The 22,218-nt window shown below is 71.1% G+C and carries 19 protein-coding genes; 7 read left to right on the top strand and 12 right to left on the bottom strand.

The features are described 5' to 3' along the window. Positions 1 to 39: 39 nt before the first annotated feature. Positions 40 to 1,503, top strand: a complete 1,464-nt coding sequence (locus KAG51_RS08800; RefSeq protein ID WP_290582733.1) for a serine/threonine-protein kinase — start codon at positions 40 to 42, stop codon at positions 1,501 to 1,503. Here the strand turns inward: KAG51_RS08800 and KAG51_RS08795 are convergent. The 6 genes from KAG51_RS08795 to KAG51_RS08770 form a co-directional block, all read right to left on the bottom strand. Beyond that, a complete protein-coding gene (locus KAG51_RS08795) occupies positions 1,496 to 1,909 on the bottom strand; it encodes a hypothetical protein (protein WP_290582731.1) in 414 nt (137 codons plus the stop codon). The genes KAG51_RS08800 and KAG51_RS08795 overlap by 8 nt on opposite strands. Positions 1,910 to 1,911: 2 nt before the next feature. Beyond that, on the bottom strand, positions 1,912 to 3,102 hold the full coding sequence (locus KAG51_RS08790) for a fatty acid desaturase (protein ID WP_290582729.1): 1,191 nt from the start codon (positions 3,100 to 3,102) through the stop codon (positions 1,912 to 1,914). Positions 3,103 to 3,137: 35 nt separating this feature from the next. Next, on the bottom strand, positions 3,138 to 4,226 hold the full coding sequence (locus tag KAG51_RS08785; protein ID WP_290582727.1) for a ferredoxin reductase: 1,089 nt from the start codon (positions 4,224 to 4,226) through the stop codon (positions 3,138 to 3,140). Between the two features lie 173 nt (positions 4,227 to 4,399). Further along, on the bottom strand, positions 4,400 to 7,333 hold the full coding sequence (locus KAG51_RS08780; protein ID WP_290582725.1) for a UPF0182 family protein: 2,934 nt from the start codon (positions 7,331 to 7,333) through the stop codon (positions 4,400 to 4,402). Positions 7,334 to 7,385: 52 nt separating this feature from the next. Then, entirely contained in the window at positions 7,386 to 7,952 is a 567-nt protein-coding gene (locus KAG51_RS08775; protein WP_290582723.1) for a PPA1309 family protein, read from the bottom strand. Continuing rightward, positions 7,949 to 9,058 (bottom strand): S16 family serine protease, encoded by a 1,110-nt coding sequence (locus KAG51_RS08770; RefSeq protein ID WP_290582720.1) that lies wholly within the window; start codon positions 9,056 to 9,058, stop codon positions 7,949 to 7,951. The genes KAG51_RS08775 and KAG51_RS08770 overlap by 4 nt, the downstream gene beginning before the upstream one ends. Before the next feature lie 51 nt (positions 9,059 to 9,109). On the opposite strand from KAG51_RS08770, the gene KAG51_RS08765 reads away from it, so the two are divergent. The 5 genes from KAG51_RS08765 to KAG51_RS08745 all read left to right on the top strand — a co-directional run bounded on the left by KAG51_RS08765 (position 9,110) and on the right by KAG51_RS08745 (position 13,743). Continuing rightward, positions 9,110 to 10,462 carry a zinc-dependent metalloprotease gene (locus KAG51_RS08765; RefSeq protein ID WP_290582718.1) on the top strand — a complete coding sequence of 451 codons (1,353 nt, stop codon included), beginning with the start codon at positions 9,110 to 9,112 and terminating at the stop codon, positions 10,460 to 10,462. Then, positions 10,459 to 11,040 (top strand): NUDIX domain-containing protein, encoded by a 582-nt coding sequence (locus tag KAG51_RS08760; protein WP_290582716.1) that lies wholly within the window; start codon positions 10,459 to 10,461, stop codon positions 11,038 to 11,040. Before KAG51_RS08765 ends, KAG51_RS08760 begins: the two co-directional genes overlap by 4 nt. Before the next feature lie 217 nt (positions 11,041 to 11,257). Further along, the gene (locus KAG51_RS08755) at positions 11,258 to 11,416 is read left to right on the top strand and encodes a DUF5679 domain-containing protein (protein ID WP_290582714.1); all 159 of its coding nucleotides are present in this window, start codon (positions 11,258 to 11,260) and stop codon (positions 11,414 to 11,416) included. Between the two features lie 70 nt (positions 11,417 to 11,486). After that, positions 11,487 to 12,380, top strand: a complete 894-nt coding sequence (locus KAG51_RS08750) for a hypothetical protein (protein WP_290582712.1) — start codon at positions 11,487 to 11,489, stop codon at positions 12,378 to 12,380. 4 nt (positions 12,381 to 12,384) lie between these two features. Beyond that, complete coding sequence (locus tag KAG51_RS08745) at positions 12,385 to 13,743, top strand: AarF/ABC1/UbiB kinase family protein (RefSeq protein WP_363316153.1); 1,359 nt, start codon at positions 12,385 to 12,387, stop codon at positions 13,741 to 13,743. On the opposite strand, the gene KAG51_RS08740 is transcribed toward KAG51_RS08745, so the two are convergent. Further along, complete coding sequence (locus KAG51_RS08740) at positions 13,711 to 15,822, bottom strand: ATP-dependent DNA helicase UvrD2 (RefSeq protein ID WP_290582710.1); 2,112 nt, start codon at positions 15,820 to 15,822, stop codon at positions 13,711 to 13,713. The genes KAG51_RS08745 and KAG51_RS08740 overlap by 33 nt on opposite strands. Here KAG51_RS08740 and KAG51_RS08735 point away from each other — a divergent pair. Continuing rightward, complete coding sequence (locus tag KAG51_RS08735) at positions 15,821 to 16,066, top strand: mycoredoxin (RefSeq protein ID WP_290582708.1); 246 nt, start codon at positions 15,821 to 15,823, stop codon at positions 16,064 to 16,066. The genes KAG51_RS08740 and KAG51_RS08735 overlap by 2 nt on opposite strands. Before the next feature lie 312 nt (positions 16,067 to 16,378). Here the strand turns inward: KAG51_RS08735 and KAG51_RS08730 are convergent, their stop codons facing one another. The 5 genes from KAG51_RS08730 to KAG51_RS08710 are packed head-to-tail and all read right to left on the bottom strand — an operon-like array spanning position 16,379 to position 22,171. Further along, the gene (locus KAG51_RS08730) at positions 16,379 to 17,146 is read right to left on the bottom strand and encodes a DUF4097 family beta strand repeat-containing protein (protein ID WP_290582706.1); all 768 of its coding nucleotides are present in this window, start codon (positions 17,144 to 17,146) and stop codon (positions 16,379 to 16,381) included. Next, the gene (locus KAG51_RS08725) at positions 17,143 to 18,873 is read right to left on the bottom strand and encodes a glycerol-3-phosphate dehydrogenase/oxidase (RefSeq protein ID WP_290582705.1); all 1,731 of its coding nucleotides are present in this window, start codon (positions 18,871 to 18,873) and stop codon (positions 17,143 to 17,145) included. Before KAG51_RS08725 ends, KAG51_RS08730 begins: the two co-directional genes overlap by 4 nt. Before the next feature lie 36 nt (positions 18,874 to 18,909). Further along, positions 18,910 to 19,716, bottom strand: coding sequence for a MerR family transcriptional regulator (locus tag KAG51_RS08720; RefSeq protein ID WP_290582703.1), 807 nt, complete (start codon positions 19,714 to 19,716; stop codon positions 18,910 to 18,912). A 46-nt stretch (positions 19,717 to 19,762) separates the two neighbouring features. Then, positions 19,763 to 21,283 (bottom strand): glycerol kinase GlpK, encoded by a 1,521-nt coding sequence (gene glpK / locus KAG51_RS08715; protein WP_290582701.1) that lies wholly within the window; start codon positions 21,281 to 21,283, stop codon positions 19,763 to 19,765. Between the two features lie 39 nt (positions 21,284 to 21,322). Further along, complete coding sequence (locus tag KAG51_RS08710) at positions 21,323 to 22,171, bottom strand: SDR family oxidoreductase (protein WP_290582699.1); 849 nt, start codon at positions 22,169 to 22,171, stop codon at positions 21,323 to 21,325. Positions 22,172 to 22,218 lie beyond the last annotated feature (47 nt).

Genomic DNA, 22,218 nt, shown 5'->3' with positions numbered 1-22,218 from the left:
GCCGGGCGACGATTCGGCTCCTCCGCTAGCGTCGGGCGGGTGATCGCAGGACGGTACGAGCTCGAGAGCGAGATCGGTCGGGGCGGCATGGGCGCGGTGTGGCGCGCGCACGACACCCTGCTCGGGCGGACCGTCGCGCTCAAGCGGCTGGGCGGCGTGGGCACCTCCGACGGCCCCGATCGTGCCCGCGCGCATCGGGAGGCCACGCTCGCGGCCCGGCTCAATGATGCCCACGTGGTCGCGGTCCACGACCTGGTCGAGGACGACGAGGGCTGGTCGTGGCTCGTCATGGAGCTGGTCGCGGGGCACACGCTCTCGCAGGAGATCGCTGCGCACGGGGCCCTTCCCGCCGCCCAGGTCGCCTCGGTCGGCCAGCAGGTCGCCGACGCCCTGGCCGCTGCGCATGCCGCCGGGATCGTGCATCGTGACGTCAAGCCGTCGAACATCCTGCTGACCCCCGCGGGCACCGTGAAGCTGTCCGACTTCGGCATCGCCCGCGGCGACGGCGACGACGCCCTCACCCGCACGGGGCACGTCAGCGGCTCCCCCGCCTACCTGCCGCCCGAGGTGGCGCGCGGCGAGACCGCGGGCCCGGCCGGCGACCTGTGGTCGCTGGGCGCGTCCCTGTTCCACGCCGCGAGCGGCCGTGCGCCCTACGCCACCCCCGACGGCGAGGCGTCGAACGCCGTCGGCACGCTGTTCCGCATCGTCCACGACAACCCGCCGCGGCTCGAGGGACACGGGGCCCTGGCGGCCCTCGTCGCCCGCCTCATGAGCCACGACCCCGCCGCACGTCCGAGCGCGGCCGAGGCGTCCGCCGCGCTCGCGCCCCTCGCCTCCGGGATCGGCACGGTCGAGGAGCCGAGCACGGCGGTCATGGACCTTCCGCCCGTGCCACTGCCCCTGCCTGACCTCCCGCCCCCGCCCGGCCGAGCCGCGACCACCCGTGGCCGCCGGCGAGCCCTCGTGGTCGCTGCCGCAGCACTCCTGGTCGTCGCCCTCGGCACGTTCGCCCTGGCGCTGGGTGGCGACGACTCCACCGACCTCGCCGACGCTGCAGAGACCAGCACGGCAGCACCGCCACCCACCGCGGAGGAGATCGACGCCGTCGTGCGTCAGTACGTCACGACGTCCGCAGCCGACCCGGGGGCCGGTTTCGCCCTGCTGACCGACGAGGCGCGCGACGACGTGGGGGGCTTCGAGCCGTTCCAGGCCTCCTGGGCCTCGATGCCCGGTGTCGTGATCGCCGCGATCACGACCGACCCGGAGGCCGGCACGGCCGAGGCGACCCTGCAGTACACCGTGACGTCGACCGTGGAGGTGCCGGCCGGCCCCGAGGAGAAGAAGGGCAAGAAGAAGGACGACGACGAGGATGACGACGACGCGGGTCCCGGCCCGGGCACGCGGACCGAGACCGTGTCGGAGACGGTCACCCGCACGTTGCAGGTGGGCGTGACACGCGAGGACGGCGAGCTGCGGATCGACCGCAGCAGCGTCAGCTGACGACCGCGCTGCCGATCACGGAGTTCGGCCGGAACGACACCGGCCCACCCCGCGTGGTGGGGCGCACCAGGTCGAAGCCGGCCGTGGTGACCACGACCCACTCCTGCGGCGCCTTCGCGTGACCCAGCACCGCCCCACGGGGCGCGTGCTCGCGCACCGCTTCCTCGGCGCACGTCGCGTGGCACGGCGGAAACAGGAACTCACCCGCGGACGCCTCCTCGGCCGAGCCGAGGAAGGCCACGGGTCGCGTGAGCACCTGGGCGCAGATCCCGCAGATGCGGCTCAGGGCGCACCGGATGACGCGAGCCTTCACGACCGCGTCGTGCCGGCCGCCGTCGGCATCATCGACACACGCGAACGGGAGCCGCACCCCGTCGACGACGGGCCGGTGCAGCCCCTCGATCACGCTCACAGGATCGACGCGGCGGCGTTGGTCCACCGCCCCAGCTCAGAACGGCGGCCGGGACGCTCGTCGTCGCGCTTGCGCCCCTTCGGGACCGGCGGCGGCGTGCTGTCGTCCTTCGTACGCCGGTTGGGCAGCGAGAGCTTCAGGATCGTGCGCAGCGTCTGCCCGTACTGGCGGTGGAGCGGACCCGTGGTGTACGGGATGCCGTACCGCTCGCAGAGGTCCTTCACCTTGACCGAGATCTCCGCATAGCGATTGCTCGGCAGGTCGGGGAACAGGTGATGCTCGATCTGGTAGCCGAGCTGACCGCTCATCAGGTGCAGCAGCTTGCCGCCGTCGAAGTTGGCCGACCCGAGCATCTGACGCAAGTACCACTCGGCGCGGGTCTCGTCCTCGAGCTCTTCCTCGTCGAAGTGCACTGCCCCGTCGGGGAAGTGGCCACAGAAGATGATCATGTACGCCCACACGTTGCGCACGAGGTTGGCCGTGACGTTGGCGCTGAGGGTGTGGAAGAAGGCGGGGCCGGTCAGGGCCGGGTAGACGATGTAGTCCTTGAGCGCCTGCTTGCCGATCTTGTCGCCGATCTGCTTGAGCTGCTTCTTGAGCAGCTTCGGGTCCTTCTTGCCCGTGCGGATCGCCTCGATGTCGAGGTCGTGCAGCGCCACGCCGTACTCGAAGAACAGCGCGAGCAGGGCGTTGTAGACCGGCTGGCCGAGGTTGTAGGGCGTCCACTTCTGGTCGCGGCTCATGCGCAGGATGCCGTAGCCCACGTCGTTGTCGTGACCCAGCACGTTCGTGAACTGGTGGTGGATGTAGTTGTGCGAGTGCTTCCACTGCTCGGCCGGCTGGGTCGTGTCCCACTCCCAGTTGCTGGAGTGGATCTCCGGGTCGTTCATCCAGTCCCACTGGCCGTGCATGGTGTTGTGGCCGATCTCCATGTTCTCGAGGATCTTGGCCGACGACAGCAGGGCCGTGCCGAGCAGCCAGGCCGGCGGGAACATGCTGGCGAACAGCGTGATGCGGCCGGCGACCGCGAGCCGGCGCTGCAGGGCGATGACCCGCAGCACGTAGTCACGGTCGGCCTGGCCCCGTGAGGCCTCGACCTCGGCACGGATCTCGTCCAGCTCCCGCCCGATCGCCTCGACCTCGTCGTCGGTCAGGTGGGTGTACTCACGCACGTCGGAGTAAGCCATGGGATCTCCTTCTGGGGTGGGAACGGACTGATGGGTCAGAGTGAGAGCGTGCAGTCGCCGACAGCGACCGAGACGCAGGTCTGGATGTACTGGCCGGGCTCGCCGTGCTCGTCGCCGTTGCGCAGGTCGCGGACACGCCCGGAGGCCAGCGGCACGTCGCACGTGTGGCAGATGCCCATGCGGCAGCCGAACAGCATGTTGACGCCCGCGCGCTCACCCGCTTCGAGCAGGGTCTCGGCGCCGTCGACCTCGACGGTCGGTCCACCGACGCCGAACGTGGCCGTTCCGCCGGCGTCGCCGCCGTCGACGCGCTGGAGCGTGAAGCGCTCGACGTGGATGTTGTCCTCCAGGCCTGCCTCGGCGTAGTGCTCGGTGAAGGCGTCGAGCATCGGCCCGGGACCACAGGCCCAGGTCTCGCGCTCGCGCCAGTCCGGGCACACGTCGTCGAGCTGGTCGGCGGTGAACATGCCGTCGCTGTCGGTGAAGCGCTCGTGGAACGTGAAGGTCGGGTACCGCAGGGCCAGCACCCGCAGCTCGTAGAGGAACATCATCTGCTCCTCGCTGACCGCCGAGTAGACGAGCTCGACGTCGGGCATCTGATCACGCCGGTCGAGCGTGCGCAGGATCGACATGACCGGGGTGATGCCACTGCCGCCGACGATGAACAGCATCTTGGCCGGCGGCGGCTCGGGCACCGTGAAGTCGCCCTGCGGGGCGGCCAGACGCACGATCGTGCCCGGTTCGACGCCTTCGACGAGGTGGTTCGAGAGGAATCCCTCGGGCATCGCCTTGACCGTGATGCTCACGGTCTTGCCCTCGACCAAGGGCGTGGACGACAGCGAGTAGGAGCGCCAGTGGAACTTGCCGTCGACCTCGATGCCGATGCCGATGTACTGGCCCGGCTTGTGGTCGAACTGCCATCCCCAGCCGGGCCGGATCACCAGGGTCGCCGCGCGGTCGGTGACCGGCTCGACCCGCTCCACTCGGCCGCGAAGCTCGCGCGCGGACCAGAGCGGGTTGACCAGGCTCAGGTAGTCGTCGGGGTGCAGCGGCGTCGTCAGCGCCTTGCCCACGCGGCGCACCTGACGCAGCACGCGCGACCTCTCGATCAGCGAGTCCGCCACGTCGACACTCCTTCGCCCAGACCAGTGTTTCCTCACTGTGACACCCGGTTACATCTCAGGCAAGCCGAAATCTGGCGGGTTCACAACGCCGCAGGTCAGAGGGGTCCGGCGTGCGCGACATCACGGGCCGAGGCCCCCGGGGAGCTCCCCGGGGGGCCTCGGTCGTGCCGGGCCTACGACGCCGGCTGGTTGAGCGACTCGGTCGCCCCGTTGATCGCTGCGTTCATCTCGTCGATCTTCGACTGGTAGCCCGAGAGGTCGCCCGCGGCCAGGGCGTCCTGGGCCGCGTTGTAGGCGGCCGACGCCTCGGCGAGCCACTGGGCCGTGGTCTTACCCCCGGTGTCGGCCGGCGGCTGCGCGACGTCGTCGTCGTTGCTCGGCGGCGGCTCCTCGGTGTCCGTGGGGATGTCCGGCGGCTGCAGACCCAGGGCGTTAGCCAAGGCGTCCTCCAACGTCGTGCCGAAGCCGACGTCCTCACCGAACGAGACGGCCACGAACTGCAGGACCGGGAACGAGCCGTCACCAGCACTGCGCTGGATGTAGACCGGCTGCACGTAGAGCAGGGCTCCGCCCACGGGCAGGGTCAGCAGGTTGCCCCGCAGGATCCGTGCCTCGTTGGACTGCGCGAACGGCAGCAACGCCTGCGTCACGGCGCTGTCGGTCTCGAACTGGTTGGCGATCTGCGACGGTCCCGGGACCTGCGTGTCGCTCGGCAGCTGCAGGATCTGCATCGTGCCGTAGTCGTCGCTCGAGGCCTCGGAGTTGACCGACACGAACGACGCCAGGTTCTGACGGCTGTTCGGCAGGAAGACGCTCGTGAGCGAGAAGTTGGGCGTCTCGTTCGCGCCGGGCCGGCTCATCGTCAGGTAGTACGGCGGTTGGAGCACGCCGGAGTCGCCGCTCTGCGTCGGGTCGCTCGGCACGCGCCAGCGCTCGCCGTCCTCGTAGAACGTCTGGGCGTCGGTCACGTGGTACCGGGCGAGCACGTCGCGCTGCACCTTGAACAGGTCCACGGGGTAGCGCAGGTGGCGCAAGAGGTCCTCGCTGATGTCGGACTTCTTCTCGACCGTGTCGGGGAAGACCTTCATCCACGCCTTGAGGATCGGGTCGTCCTCGTCCCACTGGTACAGCACGACGCTGCCGTCGTAGGCGTCGACCACGGCCTTGACCGAGTTGCGCATGTAGTTGATCTCGTCGGACGGCAGCGCCGCCTGGGCGCTGTTCTGCGTCAGCGTGTCCGCGGTGGCCGTGCGCAGCGAGCGGTGCTCGGAGTACGGGTAGGAGTTGCTCGTCGTGTAGCCGTCGACGATCCACACCACGCGTCCGTCGACCACGGCGGGGTAGACGTCGCCGTCGACCGTGAGCCACGGCGCGACCTTCTCGACCCGCTGACGCGGCTCGCGGTCGTACAGGATCTTGGAGTTGGAGTTGACCCGGTCCGAGAGCACGATGTTCGGCTCGTTGAACTTGACCGCGTACAGCACCTGGCGGAACAGGTTGCCGATGCCGACACCGCCCTCGCCGTCGTAGGTGTTCTGTGTGGCCTGTGCGTCGCCGTCGGTGCCGCCGTCGTCGCTGGCCGAGCTGCCACCGCGCGGGATATCGACCTCGATCGGGTCGGCTCCGGCGGGACGTCCGACGATCGAGTAGCTCGGCGAGTTCTCGCCGAAGTAGATGCGCGGCGGGATGTCGGTCTCGATCTGACCGACCGGCGGGATGTCCTGCACGGCCCACACGGGCTCGCCCTGCTCGCCGCGCTGGTTGCCGTACGCCGCGATGACGCCGTAGCCGTGCGTGTACACGGTGTGGTCGTTCGACCACGTCCGCTGGCTCTCCTGCAGTCCGGCGAGATCGACCTCGCGTGCCGCGATGATGACGTCCTGCGGGACGTCGCTGCCGTCGAGCAGGTACCGGTCGACGTCGAGGGTCGACGGCACGGTGTAGTAGCCGCGCACCTGCTGCAGCTGCTGGAAGGCGTCGGAGATCAGCGTGGGATCGAGCAACCGGCTGCTGACACGGGACTCGGCCGATCCGGCGAGCTCCTCCGGCGTCAGCTCGGTCTTGGCGGTGTAGTCCTCGGTCTCGGAGTCCGCCACCCCGTAGGCCTCGCGGGTCGCCTCGATGTTCTTGGCGATGTAGGGGCCCTCGCGGTCGGGCTCGGACGGACGCACCTGGAACGACTGCATCGCGTAGGGCCAGATGCCACCGATCACGATCGACGCGAGCAGCAGACCGGCCAGGCCCAGGCCCGGGAGGGTCCACGACTTCAGGAAGATCATCGCGAAGAACAGCAGCGCCACGACGATCGCGACGATCGCGAGCACGTTGCGGGCCGGGATGCGGGCCATCGCGTCGGTGTAGCCGATGCCGTCGAACAACGAGGAGTTGCCGACCGCGTAGCCGAAGCGGTCCAGGTAGTAGCCGAACGCGCGCAGCAGCAGACCGACGCCGACCAGGACCGACAGGTGGACCTGGGCGGCGCGGGTGACGCGGATGCCGCCCATGACCCGGATGCTGCCGAACACGTAGAGCGTGAACGCCGTGACGACGAACGCGATGATGAGCGTCGTGAAGCCGAACGTCGACAGGAACCGGAACCACGGGTAGTCGAACACGAAGAACCCGATGTCACGCGAGAAGTGCGCATCGGTCACGCCGAACGAGCCACCGGCGCGCCACAGCTGGAACGTCTGCCACTGACCCTGGGCGACCGAGCCCGCGAACGCTGCGAGCACCAGCGCACCGACGATCGTGACCGGGCGCAGGATCGGCGACAGCGCCTGGCGGTACCGGACGGCCGGATCGTCACGACGCGCCGGCGGGTTCTCGGGGCGGAACCGCCACGCCAGGTACGCACTGCCCATGACGACCAGCGCGAACAGCAGCCCGAAGACGGCGAACATGCCGATGCGGGTGAGCAGCACCTTGGTGAAGACGTCGGTGTAGCCGACTGACCTGAACCACAGCCGGTCGGTGTAGATGTTCGTGAAGATCGACCCGAGGAAGATCAGTACAGCCACCGTCACGAGCGTCGGCACCAGCACGCGGCGACGCCGCTCTGGGGCAGGCTGGACGGGCTGGTCGGGGGTACCGAAGATGTCGCTCACAGCGTCACTGGGCTCCTGCGTAGGGATGAGTCCGTGGATCCCGAACTCTACGTCACGGGTCCTCAGCGAGGGTCTGGTCGAGAAGTGCAACCAGTCCGGGCACCAGGTCGGGGCCCTCGAGCAGGTCGGAGTCCGGGAGCTCCTCCCCCGCTCCGCGCCGGCGGACGGCACTGTGCGAGCTGCCGCCGCGCAGCACGGCCGCAACGAGCCTGACCTCCTGGCGGTCGGGGTGCGCCGCGAGCGCCGTGGCGGCCAGGGCGGGGTCGTCGGGCAGCCCCTCCTCGGCCTCCGGAGGCACCATGTAGCGCTCGATCACCGCGGCGCACCCGTGCACCTCGCCCGGCCAGGTGAGGCGCGTCAGCGCGGACTCGAAGTCGTCGGTGGGCACGCCGTCCTGCTCGATCGGCGTGAGCGACCCGTCGGCGCCGTCCCCGACCTGGTCGGCCAGCGCCGGCTGCTTCGCGACGAGCTCGGCAGTGCGCACGAGCGCGAACAGCCGGGGCGGCTGGTCCCACCCGGCCTCGGCGACGTGCTGCTCGACCTCGAGGGCGGCGCGGCGCAGGGGCGAGTCGGGGTGCAGCTCCAGCACGCCGTCGTCGGTGGGCAGGTCGATGTTCATGAGCAGCTCGGGACCTTCGCGTCGGGATCTGCGGCGAGCGACTCCAGCGAGGAGATCGCGTCGTCGAGGGCGGTGATCTTGACCAGGGTCATGCCGAAGTCGTCGCCGTCCGCGGCCTCGGCGCAGTTGTCGGCCGGCACCAGGAACACCTCGGCGCCGTCGGCGTGCGCCCCGGCCATCTTCTGCCGCACGCCGCCGATCGGTCCGACCACGCCCTCGGGCGAGATCTCACCCGTGCCCGCCACCCGCCGGCCGCCCGTCAGGCTGCCAGGGGTCAGCAGGTCGTAGATCGCCAGGGCGAACATCGTGCCCGCACTCGGTCCACCGACCGAGTCGCCCACGTTGTTGTCGATCTGCAGGGGCAGGTCGAAGCTCGCCGCGAGGCTGACGCCGATGCGCGGCAGCTCCGGGTCATCGGCTGCCGGTCGGGTCGTGATCGCGACGTCCTGCGACACCCCGTCACGCTCGATCGCGAGCGTCACCACGTCACCGGGTGTCACCCCCGCGACGGCGTCGACGGCCTCCTGCGGCGTGCCGACGGCCGTGCCGTCGACCGCCTGCACGACATCGCCGCTCTCGAGCAGGTCGGCCGAGGCGCCGTCGTCGGCGACGTCGCCGATGCGCACCTGCTCGGGCACCTCGTAGCCGAGCGCACGGAGCGCCGCGACCGACGAGTTGTCCTTCGACGACGCAAGCTGCGCGGCGGACTGGGCGTCGGACTCCTCGGCAGTCTCGCCCTCCGGGTAGAGGAAGTCCCTCGGCACGACGTTGACGTCCGGGTCGAACCAGGCCAGCAGCGCCTCGCTGAACCCGACCTTGCCGTCCGGGCTCGTGACCGAGACCGTCGTGAAGTCGAGCGCGCCGTCGGTGGGGTACGTCTGGACGTCGCCCGAGATCGAGAGCATGGGCTCGCCGTTGAAGTCACCGAGGGTGTCGAACACGGGCCCCGGCTGGAGCGTCGCGTACGGGACGGGCAGCAGGAAGGCCACGATGGTCAGCACGATCGTCGTGACCGCGGCGACCACGACCGTCACGTACCGGCGGCTCACGGTGGGCTCGAGGCCGATCCACGGGTCGTGATCAGGCTGCGAAGGGGTCAGGGACACGGGCCCACGATAGGGCCGGTCTGGTTGGGACGGCCCCGATATCGTGGGTCCATGTCCGACCATGGCGCAGACCGCCCCGACGACTCCGGCGACGACACCCCGCAGAACCCCTTCGCGGGCACTCCCTTCGAGGCCCTGTTCTCGCAGCTCGGCATGCCCGGGCAGCCCGGTGCGGCCGGTCCCGCCGGCTTCCTGCCCAACGGCCCGTCCGGCGGCGCCGCACCCGACCTCAACGCGCTGATGGCCCAGGTCCAGCGCATGTTCCAGCCGCACGAGGGCACGGTCGATGCCTCCGTCACGCTCGACGTCGCCCGCCACACCACGGCGGCCGCAGGCCCTGATCCCTCCCCCACGGCCGCCGAGGAGGCCGCCGTCGCCGATGCCGTGCAGCTGGCCGAGATGTGGCTGGACCACGCGACCGGTCTGCCGCGCGGCGCCACCACGGCAGCTCCCTGGAGCCGTGCCGAGTGGATCGAGCACACCGCTGACACCTGGCACACCCTGGCCGAGCCGGTCGCCGAGCACGTGGTCGACGCGATGAGCCAGGCCCTGCCCGAGGAGATCAAGACGATGGCCGGCCCGCTGATCGGCATGCTGTCGCAGGCGGGCAGCGCCATGTTCGCCCAGCAGCTCGGCCGCGGCCTCGGCGAGCTGGCCGGCGAGGTCCTCAGCTCGACCGACATCGGCCTCCCGCTCGGGCCCGCCGGCGTCGCCGCCGTGCTCCCGGCCAACCTGGCGTCCTTCGGTGACGGGCTCGAGCTGCGCACCTCCGACGTCCTGCTGTACGTCGTGCTGCGCGAGTGCGCGCACCACCGCCTGTTCGCCGCGGCACCGTGGCTCAAGGGAGCCCTCGTCGCCGCGGTCGAGGAGTACGGGCGCGGCACCCGCATCGACCTCGAGGCGATCGAACGGCGCGCAGCCGAGTTCGACCCTTCCCGTCCGCAGGAGATCGTCGACGCGCTGCAGAACGGTCTGTTCGACCCCGAGCCCACGCCCGAGCAGCAGCACGCGCTCGCTCGTCTGGAGCACCTGCTGGCGCTGGTCGAGGGGTGGGTCGACGAGGTCGTCACGCAGGCCACGCACGACCGGATGCCCGCGGCCGTCGCCCTGGCCGAGACGATGCGCCGCCGCCGCGCCAGCGGCGGGCCCGCGGAGCAGACCTTCGCCAGCCTCGTCGGGCTCCAGCTGCGTCCGCGTCGTCTTCGCGACGCCGTCAACCTCTGGGCCGCGGTGCGCGACCGACAGGGCGCCGAGGCGCGCGACCGTTTCTGGCAGCACCCCGACGTCCTGCCCGCCCCGGCCGATCTCGACGACCCGCTCGGCTTTGCCGAGCCCCGCTCGACGCAGGACGGTGACGACGCGTTCGACGACGAGCTGCGCCGGCTGCTCGACGGCGACGCGTGACCGGAGGCCTGCACGCCGACGCGGTCGCGACGCTGACCTCCTGGCGCGCGCCCAGCCCTGAGCAGGAACGCCTCCGGGAGCTGTACCTGACCGTGCTGGCGCAGCGCGGCGACGCGATGTACCGGTCCAGCCGCCCCGATCACCTGACCGGCAGCGTCCTGGTGTTCTCCGCCGACCACCGGCAGGTCCTGCTCACGCTGCACGCCAAGGCGGGCCTCTGGCTCCAGACCGGCGGCCATTGCGAGCCGTCCGACACGACTCTGGCCGGCGCGGCCCTGCGAGAAGGCGTGGAGGAGTCGGGCATCGACGACCTCGCGATCGACCCCGTACCCGTGCTGCTCTCGCGGCACGCCGTGCCGTTCTGCGTGCCGGGCGGGCACCACCTGGACGTGCAGCTCGTGGCCGTGGCTCCCGGCGGCGCCACCGCCGTGCGCTCGGAGGAGTCTGCGGACCTGCGCTGGTTCGACGTCGCGCACCTGCCCGCCAACACCGACGACGACGTGCGCCACCTCGTCAGTGCTGGTGCGCGACGCCTTCGAGAAGATCACGTGGCCGCTCCGCCCGCGGAGAACGACTGAAAGTCCGGCAGGAAGCGGCTGTTCCCACACCCCGTCCACCGACGCGTCCACACCTCATCCCGGCGATTCCCCCAGGCTGTCCCCAGGTTTATCCACAACGGTGGACAGTTTGTTCGCGAACCCCTTGACGGACCGCCTCTCCCGCCCTATCGCTTCCTGACCCTATGCTCGGATGTGATGGGCATCACAGTGGTGCCGCCGGACGGAGGAGTCGACCATGTCGGAGACCTGGAGTGGTGAGTTCTACTGCGTGAAGTGCCGCGAGAAGCGCGAGGCCAGCGGCCCGATCGAGGTCAACGCGAAGGGCACGAAGCTCGCGAAGGGCGTCTGCCCGGTCTGCTCGACCAACCTGACCCGCATCCTCGGCAAGGCCTGACCCCGCACTCGGACCGGTCGCCTGTGGACGGGGGCGCGCGGCCGGCGGCCGCTGGCCTGAGGCTGGGCCCATGGTCCGACGTCCCGCCCTCGCCCCGGGCACCCACCTGACCCGTCACGACGCCCTCCGCCTGCGCCTCGGCTCGCACCCGGGCGTGGTGGTCGACGACTCCGCGCTCCTGCGCGCCCTCGTGGCCGCGATCGACGGCGTGCAGAGCCGCGCCCTCGTGTGCCGCGCTGCGGCCGAGGCCGCGGGTTGTGCGGCCCGTGCGGCCGACGCACTGCTCGACGAGCTCGTCGCTCGCGGCGCCGTCGTGGAGGCGGCGGACTGGATCCGGTGCCGGGCCCCGCGCGACGAGGTCGCCGCCGCGGTGCTGCGCGGGCGCGACCCGGCCGCCCTCTCGGCTCGTGCCCGCACCGTGCTGTCGGTGCACGCCGGTCCTGGATGTCACGACCTCGCCGACCTCGTGCGCCTGGGCGCCCGTATCGCCGGCGTCTCCCTGCGCGGGGACCGGCCGGCGCACGTGCTCGTCGTCCTGACCGTCGGTGAGCCGCACCGCGACACGATCGAGTCGCTCACGGCCACCGGCGCCATGGTGCTGCCGGTCGTGCTGGACGAGGGGCGCTGCGTCGTCGGGCCGTGGACCAGCCCCGGTCGGACGCCGTGCCTGCGCTGCGCCGATCTCGCCCGCGCCTCCTGGTCCACGAGCTGGGCCGGGCACTGGCCCTCGCTCGACCGCCCGGACCGCCCGCACGCCGTCGGTGCGGAGCTGACCCAGTCGGTCGCGGCCCTCGTCGTCTCCGACGTCCTCGCCGCCTGTGACCGGCAACCGGTCCGGACGGCAGGCGCCCAGCTCACGGTCGGACCCGAGCCGGACCACGCGACCCGGCTCAGCGTCGCGTTCCACCCCGACTGCCCGTGTCACCTGCTGACGGCGCACGAGACGGCATCATCCGTATCCTGAAGGCGTGGCACAGGGCGATGACTCATCGGACGACCGCAAGACGGTCATGCCGGGCAGCGCCTTCGGACGCACCGCCCGCCTCGCCGCCCTGCCTGTCGGTTTCGCCGGTCGCGCCACCTTGGGTGTCGGCAAGCGCATGGTGGGGCGGCCGGCCCAGGCGGTCCTGACCGACGTGCAACGCCGCACCGCCGACCAGATCTTCTCCGTGCTCGGCCAGCTCAAAGGCGGCGCCATGAAGTTCGGCCAGGCCATGAGCGTGTTCGAGGCGGCCCTGCCCGACGAGCTCGCCGGCCCGTACCGCGAGGCGCTCACGAAGCTGCAGGACGCCGCTCCCGCGATGCCGGCGTCGACGGTGCACGGCGTGCTGGAGAACGAGCTCGGCGAGTTCTGGCGCGACCGGTTCACCTCCTTCGACGACACCCCGGTGGCCGCCGCCTCGATCGGACAGGTACATCGCGCGGTCTGGGCCGACGGGCGCGACGTCGCCGTCAAGATCCAGTACCCGGGCGCCGCGCGAGCGCTGCGCGCCGACCTGCGTCAGATCGCGCGACTGTCACGCCTCTTCTCGATCCTCGCGCCGGGCCTGGACGTCAAGCCCCTCATCGCCGAGCTGCAGGCCCGCGTCGAGGAGGAGCTCGACTACTCCCTCGAGGCCGCCTCGCAGGCCGTCTTCGCGGCCGCCTACGCCGACGACCCGGTGTACCTGGTGCCCGGCGTCGTGGCCCACACCGAGCGCGTCCTCGTGAGCGAGTGGATCGAGAGCACGGGATCACTCGCCCAGGTCATCGCGACGGGCAGCCAGGAAGAGCGCGACCTCCGCGGCGAGCAGTTCGCGCGCTTCCTGATCGGCAGTCCACGGCGATCGGGCCTGCTGCACGCCGATCCGCATCCGGGGAACTTCCGCACCCTGGCCGACGGCCGTCTCGGCGTGGTCGACTTCGGTGCCGTGGCGCACCTCGAGCACGGCTTCCCGCCCGCGATCGGCACCCTGCTCCGGCACGCCATCGCCGGCGATGCCGAGGCCGTGACCCAGGGGCTGCGCGACGAGGGCTTCATCCGGCCCGGGGTCACGATCGAGCCCACGACGATCGCCGCCTACGTGGCCCCGTTCGTCGAGCCGGCCACGGTCGAACGGTTCAGCTTCAGCCGGATCTGGCTCCGCGACCAGCTGGCGCGCGTGACCGCACCGGGCGCCGAGGGCATGGGCACCGCGATGAAGGTCAACCTGCCGCCGGAGTACCTGCTGATCCACCGGGTCTGGACCGGGGCGATCGGGGTCCTGAGCCAGCTCGAGGCCACCGCGCCCTTCCAGCAGATCCTGCAGGAAGACCTACCGGGCTTTGCCCACGATGTCGAGCAGTGACTCGCCGAACTCGTCGAGCTTGCGCCGCCCCACGCCACTGATGCGCAACAGCGCCGGGCCGTCGGCGGGCTTGACCTCGGCGATGAGCTTGAGGGTGTGGTCGTTGAAGACGACGTAGGCCGGGACCTTGCGGTCGGTGGCAACCTCGGTGCGCCACGAGCGCAGGCGCTCGTACAGCTCTTCGTCGTACGTGACCGGACAGTCGGCGCAGCGCCCGCGCTTGCGATCGGCCGAGGTGGCCAGCACCTGCCCGCAGACCGGGCACGTGCGCACCTTGCGGTCGGCGCTGCGACTGGCTCGAGCGGCGTGCCCCGCCGGCAGGAGCGGATCGAGGAAGCGGGTGGGGTTGCGCTTGGTGCGCGCGGTGGCGGTGCGGGCCGTGGCCCAGGTCAGGTACAGGTGACGACGCGCCCGGGTGACGCCGACGTAGAACAGCCGCCGCTCCTCCTCGACCGCCTCGGGGGTCTGCGCGTGGACGATCGGCATCATGCCCTCGTGCAACCCCGTGCAGAACACGGCGTCCCACTCCAGGCCCTTGGCGGCGTGGAATGTGGCCAAGGTGACGCCGTCGGCGGTGGGTGCGTGCGCCGACTCGGCGCGCCGCTCCAGGTCGGCCACGAGACTCGCGACGGTGGCCTGCGGGTCGGCCTCGGCGAGGTCGGCCGCCATCGTGGTGAGCGCGTGCAGCGACTCCCACCGGTCGCGGGCCGCGCCGGTGCCCTTGGGCGCCTCGTCGGGATGCCCCATGCCCGCCAGCACCGCACGGACGTCAGCCATGAGATCGCCGGAGTCGGCCGCGACGGCCGCGCCCCGCAGCAGCGTGACGGCCTGGCGCACCTCCGCGCGCTGGAAGAATCCCTCGACGCCGCGCAGCATGAACGGCACACCCCGGGCGCCCAGCGCCTCCTCGAAGGCCTCCGACTGCGCGTTGATGCGGAACAGCACGGCGCACTCGCGGTAGGGCACCCCCCGGCGGTGCAGCGCGACGATCTCCTCGGCGACGGACTCGGCCATCGTGGCCTCGTCGGCGTAGCCGGTGTAGTCGACCGGATCGCCCGCCGGGTTCTGGGGCTGCAGCGTGACGCCCGTGCGCTGGGACCCGCTGAACACCGCGTTGGCGGCCGCCACGATCTGCGGCGACGACCGGTAGTTGCGCACGAGCTCGACCCGCGTGGTGTCGTCGAACCGGCCCGCGAACGTGCGTAGGGCGGCGGGTGAGGCCCCCGCGAAGGTGTAGATGGTCTGGTACGGGTCGCCCACGACGCACACGTCGGAACGTCCGCCGAGCCAGAGGTCGAGCAACGTGGACTGGAGCGGGTTGACGTCCTGGAACTCGTCGACCACGAACCAGCGGTACTGGCTGCGCACCTGCGCGGCGATGCGTTCGTCGGAGTCGAGCATCGAGGCCGTGAAGAGCAGGATGTCCTCGAAGTCGATGACGCGACGCTCGCGCTTGAGCTCCTCGTACGCCGCGTAGGTGGCCCCGACGTCGCCGAGGTCGAGGTCGCCGACGGACCGACCGGCCGCGCGACCGGTGTAGTCGTGCGGGACGACGTTGCTGACCTTGGCCCACTCGATCTCGGACGCCAGGTCGCGGATGATCGCGTTGTCGGCGCGCAGGCCCACCCGGCGCGCCGCACCCGCGACGAGGGCGAACTTCGAGCCGATGATCTCGGGCAGGTCGCCGCCGTAGAACTGCGGCCAGAAGTACCGGAGCTGCCGCAGCGCCGCCGAGTGGAACGTGCGCGCCTGCACCCCCGGGGCGCCGAGCCGCGAGAGCCGCCCGCGCATCTCCCCCGCGGCCCGGGTGGTGAACGTGACCGCCAGGACCTCCTGCGGCTTGTAGACGCCTGTGTCGACGCCGTAGGCGATGCGATGGGTGATCGCCCGGGTCTTGCCCGTGCCCGCGCCGGCGATGACGGCAACAGGGCCCTTGAGGGCGACCGCGACCTCGCGCTGCTCGGGATCGAGCGCGTCGAGCAGAGGGTGGGACGTCGTGCTGATGCTGGGCTCCTGCGAGGAATCAGATGCTGGGGGGCGTGGTTGACTCCAGCGTAGAGGTCGAAGGAGACAGTCCATGAGTGAGACGTTCACGATGTACAGCACCCCGTGGTGCGGCTACTGCCACCGGCTCAAGTCGCAGCTCACGCGCGAGGGCATCACGTTCGACGAGGTCGACATCGAGCAGGTCCCCGAGGCCGCCGCGATCGTCGAGAAGGCCAACAACGGCAACCAGACCGTGCCGACCCTCGTCTTCGCCGACGGCACCGCCCTGACCAACCCGTCGGTCGCCCAGATCAAGGCCCAGCTCGCCCTGGCGTGAGGGTCAGGCCTTTCCGCTGGTTGAGGTGCGAGGAGCTCTCGGCGACGAGCCTCGAAACCTCCGGCACCTGACCGAATCCCGTCGTCACGGACAAGCGGCACGGACCAGAAGCCGATGGCCCGCCCGGCGGTCACCTGACCACATCCCACGGCTTTTGGTGACTTCCCAAGGCACCTGTGCCGTGCTAAGTAACCAGTCGCCGTGGGATGCGAAGACCATGGCGGGAATCCGCGGTGCCGTCACCACGCTGTTCGTCCGAGGCCGCTTGTCCGTCCGGTTCGCTGAGCCGATCCTCGCGTCCCGCTCCGCCCGTCAGGAGCTCCGGAGGTCCACGTCGCCGGAGTCGGACTCGACCGCGATGAACCCCTCGGCGTTGTCACCGCCTGGCTCGAGATCGGACTCCACGCCACCGGACGCCGACGTCGTGACGACGTCGTAGGAGACCTCGCCCTGCGGTACCGCGACGTCGACGTCGCCGGACGTCGTCGTGGCCTTGACGCTGTACGGCTGCTGCGCGAAGGCCAGGTTGACGTCGCCCGAGCCCGTCGTGACACCGAGGTCGACGAGCGCCAGGTCGCGTCCGGTGACGTCGCCCGACCCGGTCCGGACCGTCGCGACGCCGTCGATGCCGGCGAGGTCGACGTCCTGGCCCGTGGCCTGCAGCTCGAACTGGGTCCCCGCCGGCACCCCGATCGTGACGCTGCCGCCACACCCGGGGATCAGCAGTGGCTGACAGCTCGCGGCGAGCAGGATGTCGCCACCGTTCTGCTCGCTGTCGAAGTCGGTGCCCAGCCATCCGCTGACGAGGTCGACGTCGACCGTGATGGTGTCGGCCGTTGCCGGCACGACCGTGACGTCGAGATTCTCGACGACGAAGCGCAGCGGCTCCACGGGGTCCACCGCGAAGGTCTGGGACGTCGTCGAGGTCGACCGGGTGAGCCGCCCGACGCCGAGGACCAGGCCGATGACCAGCAGGACGACAACCGCCGTGGCGGCCACCGTGATGAGGGTCCGGGACAGCGGTGACCGCGGGTCGCCGAGGTCGTCGATCTCGGGCTCGACCGGGTCGAAGCCGCTCACGCGCTCACCTGCACGGGCACGACGTCCGGCGCCCCCATCCGGGCCGCGTCGGCCGTCTCGTCGTCCGGCATCGTCTGGCTCTCGCGCTCGGCCTCGACCCGCTTCAGGTAGTGCTCGACCTCACGCTGGCGCTGCGCCTTGTTCCAGCCGAGCGCCTTGCCCATCAGCTCCGACACCTCCCGGGCGACCTCGGTGCCCCGGTCGAAGGTCTCGAACGAGATGCGGGTGCGACGGGCGATCACGTCGTCGAGGTGACGCGCGCCCTCGTGGGTCGTGCCGTACACGACCTCGGCGCGCAGGTAGTCGTCCGCACCGCCGAGCGGCCTGCCCAGGTCGGGGTGTCTGCCGACCAGGTCGAGGACCTCCAACGCCAACGATCCGTAGCGGTTGAGCAGGTGCTCGATGCGGGAGACGCTCAGACCCGAGGACACCGCGAGCTGGTGGCGCTGGTTCCACAGCGCCTCGTAGCCGTCGGCACCGAGCAGCGGGACGTCCTCGGTGCACGACGGCGGCACCTTGCGGTCCAGGTCGGCACTCATCGCGTGCACGGCGGCGTCGATCGCGTCCTTGGCCATGACGCGGTAGGTCGTGTACTTGCCGCCCGCGACGACCACGAGGCCCTGGGTGCTGGTGGACACGGCGTGCTCACGCGACAGCTTGCTGGTGGCGTCGGACTCACCGGCCAGGAGCGGGCGCAGTCCGGCGAACACGCCCTCGACGTCGTCGTGGGTCAGCGGTTCGACGAGGACCGCGTTGACGTGGTCGAGCAGGTAGTCGATGTCGCTGCGGCTGGCCGCGGGGTGGTCTTTGCTGAGCGACCAGTCGGTGTCCGTCGTGCCGATCATCCAGTGGCGGCCCCACGGGATGACGAACAGGACCGACTTCTCGGTCCGCAGGATCAGGCCGGACTCGCCGCGGATCCGGTCGCGCGGCACGACGAGGTGGATGCCCTTCGAGGCGCGGACGTGGAACTGCCCGCGCTCCCCCGCGAACGACTGGGTCTCGTCGGTCCAGACGCCGGTGGCGTTGACGACCTGGCGGGCGCGGACCTCGATCTGCCGACCGGTCTCGAGATCGGCGACCCGCGCGCCGACGACCCGGCCGCCCTCGCGTAGCAGGTCGACGACGCGGGCCCGCGTAGCGACGTGCGCCCCGTAGGCGGCGGCGGTGCGGGCGATCATCATGGTGTGGCGGGCGTCGTCGACCTGTCCGTCGTAGTAGTGCAGCGCGCCGACCAGCGCGTCCTTGCGCAGCGCGGGCATCATCTTGCGCGCACCCCGGCGCGTCAGGTGCGTGTGGTGCGGCACGCCGCGGGACCGGCCGGACAGCCGCGCCAACGTGTCGTACAGCAGCACGCCGGAGCCGGCGTAGAAGCGCTCCCACACCCGGTGCGTGAGCGGGTAGAGGAACGGCACGGGCTTGACCAGGTGCGGGGCGAGCTTCTCGATCAGCAGGCTGCGCTCGGCCAGCGCTTCCGCGACGAGGCGGAAGTCGAGCATCTCGAGGTACCGCAGGCCGCCGTGGATCAGCTTGCTGGACCGGCTGGAGGTGCCGGAGGCGAAGTCACGCGCCTCGACGAGGCCGACCGAGAGGCCGCGCGTCGCGGCATCGAGCGCGGCTCCCGTGCCGACGACACCACCACCGATCACGAGCACGTCGAGGTGCTCCGTGGCCATGGCCTCGAGCGCGGCCTGCCGCTGGTCCGGGGAGAGCGCTACCGATCGCATGCGCCCAGTCAATCACCCACGGCAGGCGCGCGCGCCTCAGCGCACCGGCCACTGCAGCTCGGTGACCCAGGCGCCGGGATCGTCCATGGGCATGTGGATGTAGACCTCACGGACCGCTGCCCCGCTGGGCTCCAGGCCGTCGCTCGCCATCGCGGCGCCCAGCGCCTGCCACGCCTCGGCCGCCTCGTCGAGCGGACCGAGGTGCTGCGTCACGATCGCGTGCTCCTCGGCCGGCAGGAGCGTCACGGTGTTACCGACGCCGGGATCGTCCCCGGTCGGCAACGGGAACGCCACGTGAACCCCGACCGTGCCATCGTCGTGCAGCTCGTAGAACGCCATGGCCGGGTCCTGCAGCGGTGCTCCCGTGGCCGCGAGTGCCCCGGCCAGCTCGCCGAACAGGGGCTGGACGACCGCGGCGACCTCCTCGAGCGATGCAGCCTCGCCCCGACGCTCAGCGACACGGATCGAGGGCAGGGTGGTGACGGTGGTCTCAGTCATGTCGTGCTCCTTCTCGATGGTTCGGAGACGCCGTTCGACGCGGTCGAGCCGCGACCGGTCGGCCGCGATCTGCTCGACCAGCTCGGCATGGCGCAGGCGCAGCATGCCGCGAAGCTCGTCGGCCTCGAGCGCCTCGTCGAGGAGGAGACGGACCTGGTCGAGCGAGAAGCCCAGGTCCTTCAACGCCACGAGGCGGTTGAGGCGCGCGAGCTGAGCAGCGGCGTACGAGCGCCGACCCGTGAAGGGGTCGACCTCAGCGGGCTCGAGCAGACCCAGGGCGTCGTAGTGACGCAGCATCCGCACCGAGACGCCCCCGAGGCGAGCGAGCTCTCCGATGGTGAACATGTGACCACTCCACCTCCTGACACCGTGTCAGGATCAACCCTGCGCGTCAGACCCAGCCGTGCGTGCGCTCGACGGCCTTGGTCCACTGCGCGTGCGAGACCTCGCGATGCTCGTCGTCCCAACGGGGGGCCCACTGCTTGCTCTCCTGCCAGTTGTCGACGAGCTCCTCGCAGCTCGTCCAGAAGCCCACCGCGAGGCCGGCGGCGTAGGCCGCGCCGAGCGCCGTGGTCTCGGTCACGACGGGGCGGCTGACCTCGACGCCGAGCACGTCGGCCTGGATCTGCATGCACAGGTCGTTGGCCGTGACACCCCCGTCGACCCGCAGGATCGAGAGCTCCAGGCCCGCGTCGACGACCATCGCGTCGACGACATCCTTGCTCTGGAAGCAGATCGCCTCGAGCGCCGCGCGAGCGAGGTGGGCCTTGGTGTTGAACCGCGAGAGGCCCACGATGACGCCACGAGCGTCGGGCCGCCAGTGCGGGGCGAACAGGCCGGAGAAGGCCGGCACGAAGCACACGCCGCCGGTGTCCTCGACGCTCGCGGCGAGCGTCTCGGTCTCGGCCGCGTCCTCAATGATGCCGAGCTGGTCGCGCAGCCACTGCACCGCCGACCCGGTCACGGCGATCGATCCCTCGAGCGCGTAGACCGGCGCCTCGTCCCCCAGCTGGTAGCCGAGTGTCGTGAGCAGGCCGTGGCTCGACCGCACGATCTCGGTGCCGGTGTTGAGCACCAGGAAGTTGCCGGTGCCGTAGGTGTTCTTGAGCTGGCCCGGCTCGAAGCACGCCTGCCCGACGAGGGCCGCGTGCTGGTCGCCGAGGTCACCGGCGAGCCGGACCTCGCCGCCGAAGGGCCCGTCGGCCAGCGTCGTGCCGTAGACCTCCGACGAGGACCGGATCTGCGGCAGCATCTGCTCGGGCACCCCGAAGACCTCGCGCAGCTCGTCGTCCCACGCCAAGGTCTCCAGGTCCATCAGCATCGTGCGGCTGGCGTTCGTGACGTCGATCAGGTGCTGACCGCCGTCGGGCCCGCCCGTGAGCCACCACAGCAGCCACGTGTCGATCGTGCCGAAGATCGCGTGACCCGCCTCGGCGTCCTCGCGCACCCCCTCGACGTTCGCGAGGATCCAGGCGATCTTGCCGCCGGCGAAGTAGGCCGCGGGCGGCAGGCCGGACCGGTGACGGATCAGGTCGCCGTGCTTCTCGTCGGCCTGTGCGGCGATCTCGGCCGTGCGGGTGTCCTGCCACACGATCGCGTTGGTGTAGGCCTGCCCCGTGCGGCGGTCCCACACCACCGTCGTCTCACGCTGGTTGGTGACCCCGACCGCGACGAGGTCCTCGTGGGTCAGCTCGGCGCTCGAGAGCGCCTCGCGGATGCACAGCTCGGTGTTGCGCCAGATCTCGGCCGGGTCGTGCTCGACCCAGCCCGCGCGCGGCAGGATCTGCTCGTGCTCGACCTGGTGCCGGACGACCTCGGCGCCAGCGTGGTCGAACACCATGAAGCGGGTGCTCGTGGTGCCCTGGTCGATCGCTCCGACGTACCGGGCTCGTGCGGAGGAGGCCTGCGTCATGGGGGCAGCCTAGTGACGCAGGCCTCCTTCCGTCAGAACTCAGACCAGCGTGCGGAGCGTGTCGACCAGGGGCGTAGTCGGCCGACCGATCAGGGTCGACAGGGTGCCGGGCGTGGCGGCCAGGTGGCCCGCGGCGATGTGGCCGTCGGTCGCCACGACGAACTGCACGGTGCCCTCGTCGAGACCGGCACCGCTCAGGATCTCGGCGTGCTTCTCGGCGTCGACGTCGAGCACCGACACCTCCGAGCCGATGACCTGTGCGATCGCGGCGGCCAGATCGGCCTGCGACCAGGCGACGTCGCCGGACAGCTCGTAGACCCGCTCGGGGTTCTCGGTCGTGACGACGACCGCGGCGGCCGCGGCGAAGTCGTCACGCGACGCGCTGGCGACCTTGCCGTCGCCGGCGCTCGTCACGACGGCGCCCGAGGCGCGCGCCGCGTCGATGCTGGTGGCGTAGTTCTCGTGGTACCAGCCGTTGCGCAGCAGGCTGTAGGACAGGCCGGAGTCGGCCAGCAGGGCCTCGGTCGCGACGTGCTCGGGGGCGACCAGCAGCGGCGAGCCGTCGGCGTGCAGGACGCTCGTGTACGCGATGAAGCCGACGCCTGCGGCCTTCGCGGCCTCGATCACGTTGCCGTGCTGCACGGCGCGCTGCCCGATCTCGTTGCCCGACACGAGCACGACCTTGTCGACGCCGGCGAATGCGGCGTCGAGGGCGGGGACGTCGGTGTAGGTCGCGACGCGCACCTGGACGCCCTGCTGGGCGAGCGGCGCGGCCTTGGCCTCGTCCCGGACGACGGCGACGATCTCGGACGCGGGGACGCGCTCGAGGAGCTGGGCGACGATGCGGCGGCCGAGCTGGCCGGTGGCTCCGGTGACGGCGATGGTCATGGGGTTCTCCTGAGTTCGAAGGGGGATTCTACTCACCCGAGGTTAGC

Source organism: Aeromicrobium sp. (assembly GCF_023146395.1).
Taxonomy (GTDB): Bacteria; Actinomycetota; Actinomycetes; order Propionibacteriales; family Nocardioidaceae; genus Aeromicrobium.
Note: the sequence above shows the minus strand (reverse complement) of the source record. Positions and strands in the feature narration are given on the sequence as shown.

Excerpts from the sequence above, each read along its gene's own strand:
- KAG51_RS08790 (WP_290582729.1), bottom strand. The coding sequence starts at position 3,102 with ATGGCTTACTCCGACGTGCGTGAGTACACCCACCTGACCGACGACGAG.
- KAG51_RS08775 (WP_290582723.1), bottom strand. The coding sequence starts at position 7,952 with ATGAACATCGACCTGCCCACCGACGACGGCGTGCTGGAGCTGCACCCC.
- KAG51_RS08765 (WP_290582718.1), top strand. The coding sequence starts at position 9,110 with ATGTCCGACCATGGCGCAGACCGCCCCGACGACTCCGGCGACGACACC.
- KAG51_RS08755 (WP_290582714.1), top strand. The coding sequence starts at position 11,258 with ATGTCGGAGACCTGGAGTGGTGAGTTCTACTGCGTGAAGTGCCGCGAG.
- KAG51_RS08750 (WP_290582712.1), top strand. The coding sequence starts at position 11,487 with ATGGTCCGACGTCCCGCCCTCGCCCCGGGCACCCACCTGACCCGTCAC.
- KAG51_RS08735 (WP_290582708.1), top strand. The coding sequence starts at position 15,821 with ATGAGTGAGACGTTCACGATGTACAGCACCCCGTGGTGCGGCTACTGC.
- KAG51_RS08740 (WP_290582710.1), bottom strand. The coding sequence starts at position 15,822 with ATGGACTGTCTCCTTCGACCTCTACGCTGGAGTCAACCACGCCCCCCA.
- KAG51_RS08725 (WP_290582705.1), bottom strand. The coding sequence starts at position 18,873 with ATGCGATCGGTAGCGCTCTCCCCGGACCAGCGGCAGGCCGCGCTCGAG.
- KAG51_RS08720 (WP_290582703.1), bottom strand. The coding sequence starts at position 19,716 with ATGTTCACCATCGGAGAGCTCGCTCGCCTCGGGGGCGTCTCGGTGCGG.
- glpK (WP_290582701.1), bottom strand. The coding sequence starts at position 21,283 with ATGACGCAGGCCTCCTCCGCACGAGCCCGGTACGTCGGAGCGATCGAC.
- KAG51_RS08710 (WP_290582699.1), bottom strand. The coding sequence starts at position 22,171 with ATGACCATCGCCGTCACCGGAGCCACCGGCCAGCTCGGCCGCCGCATC.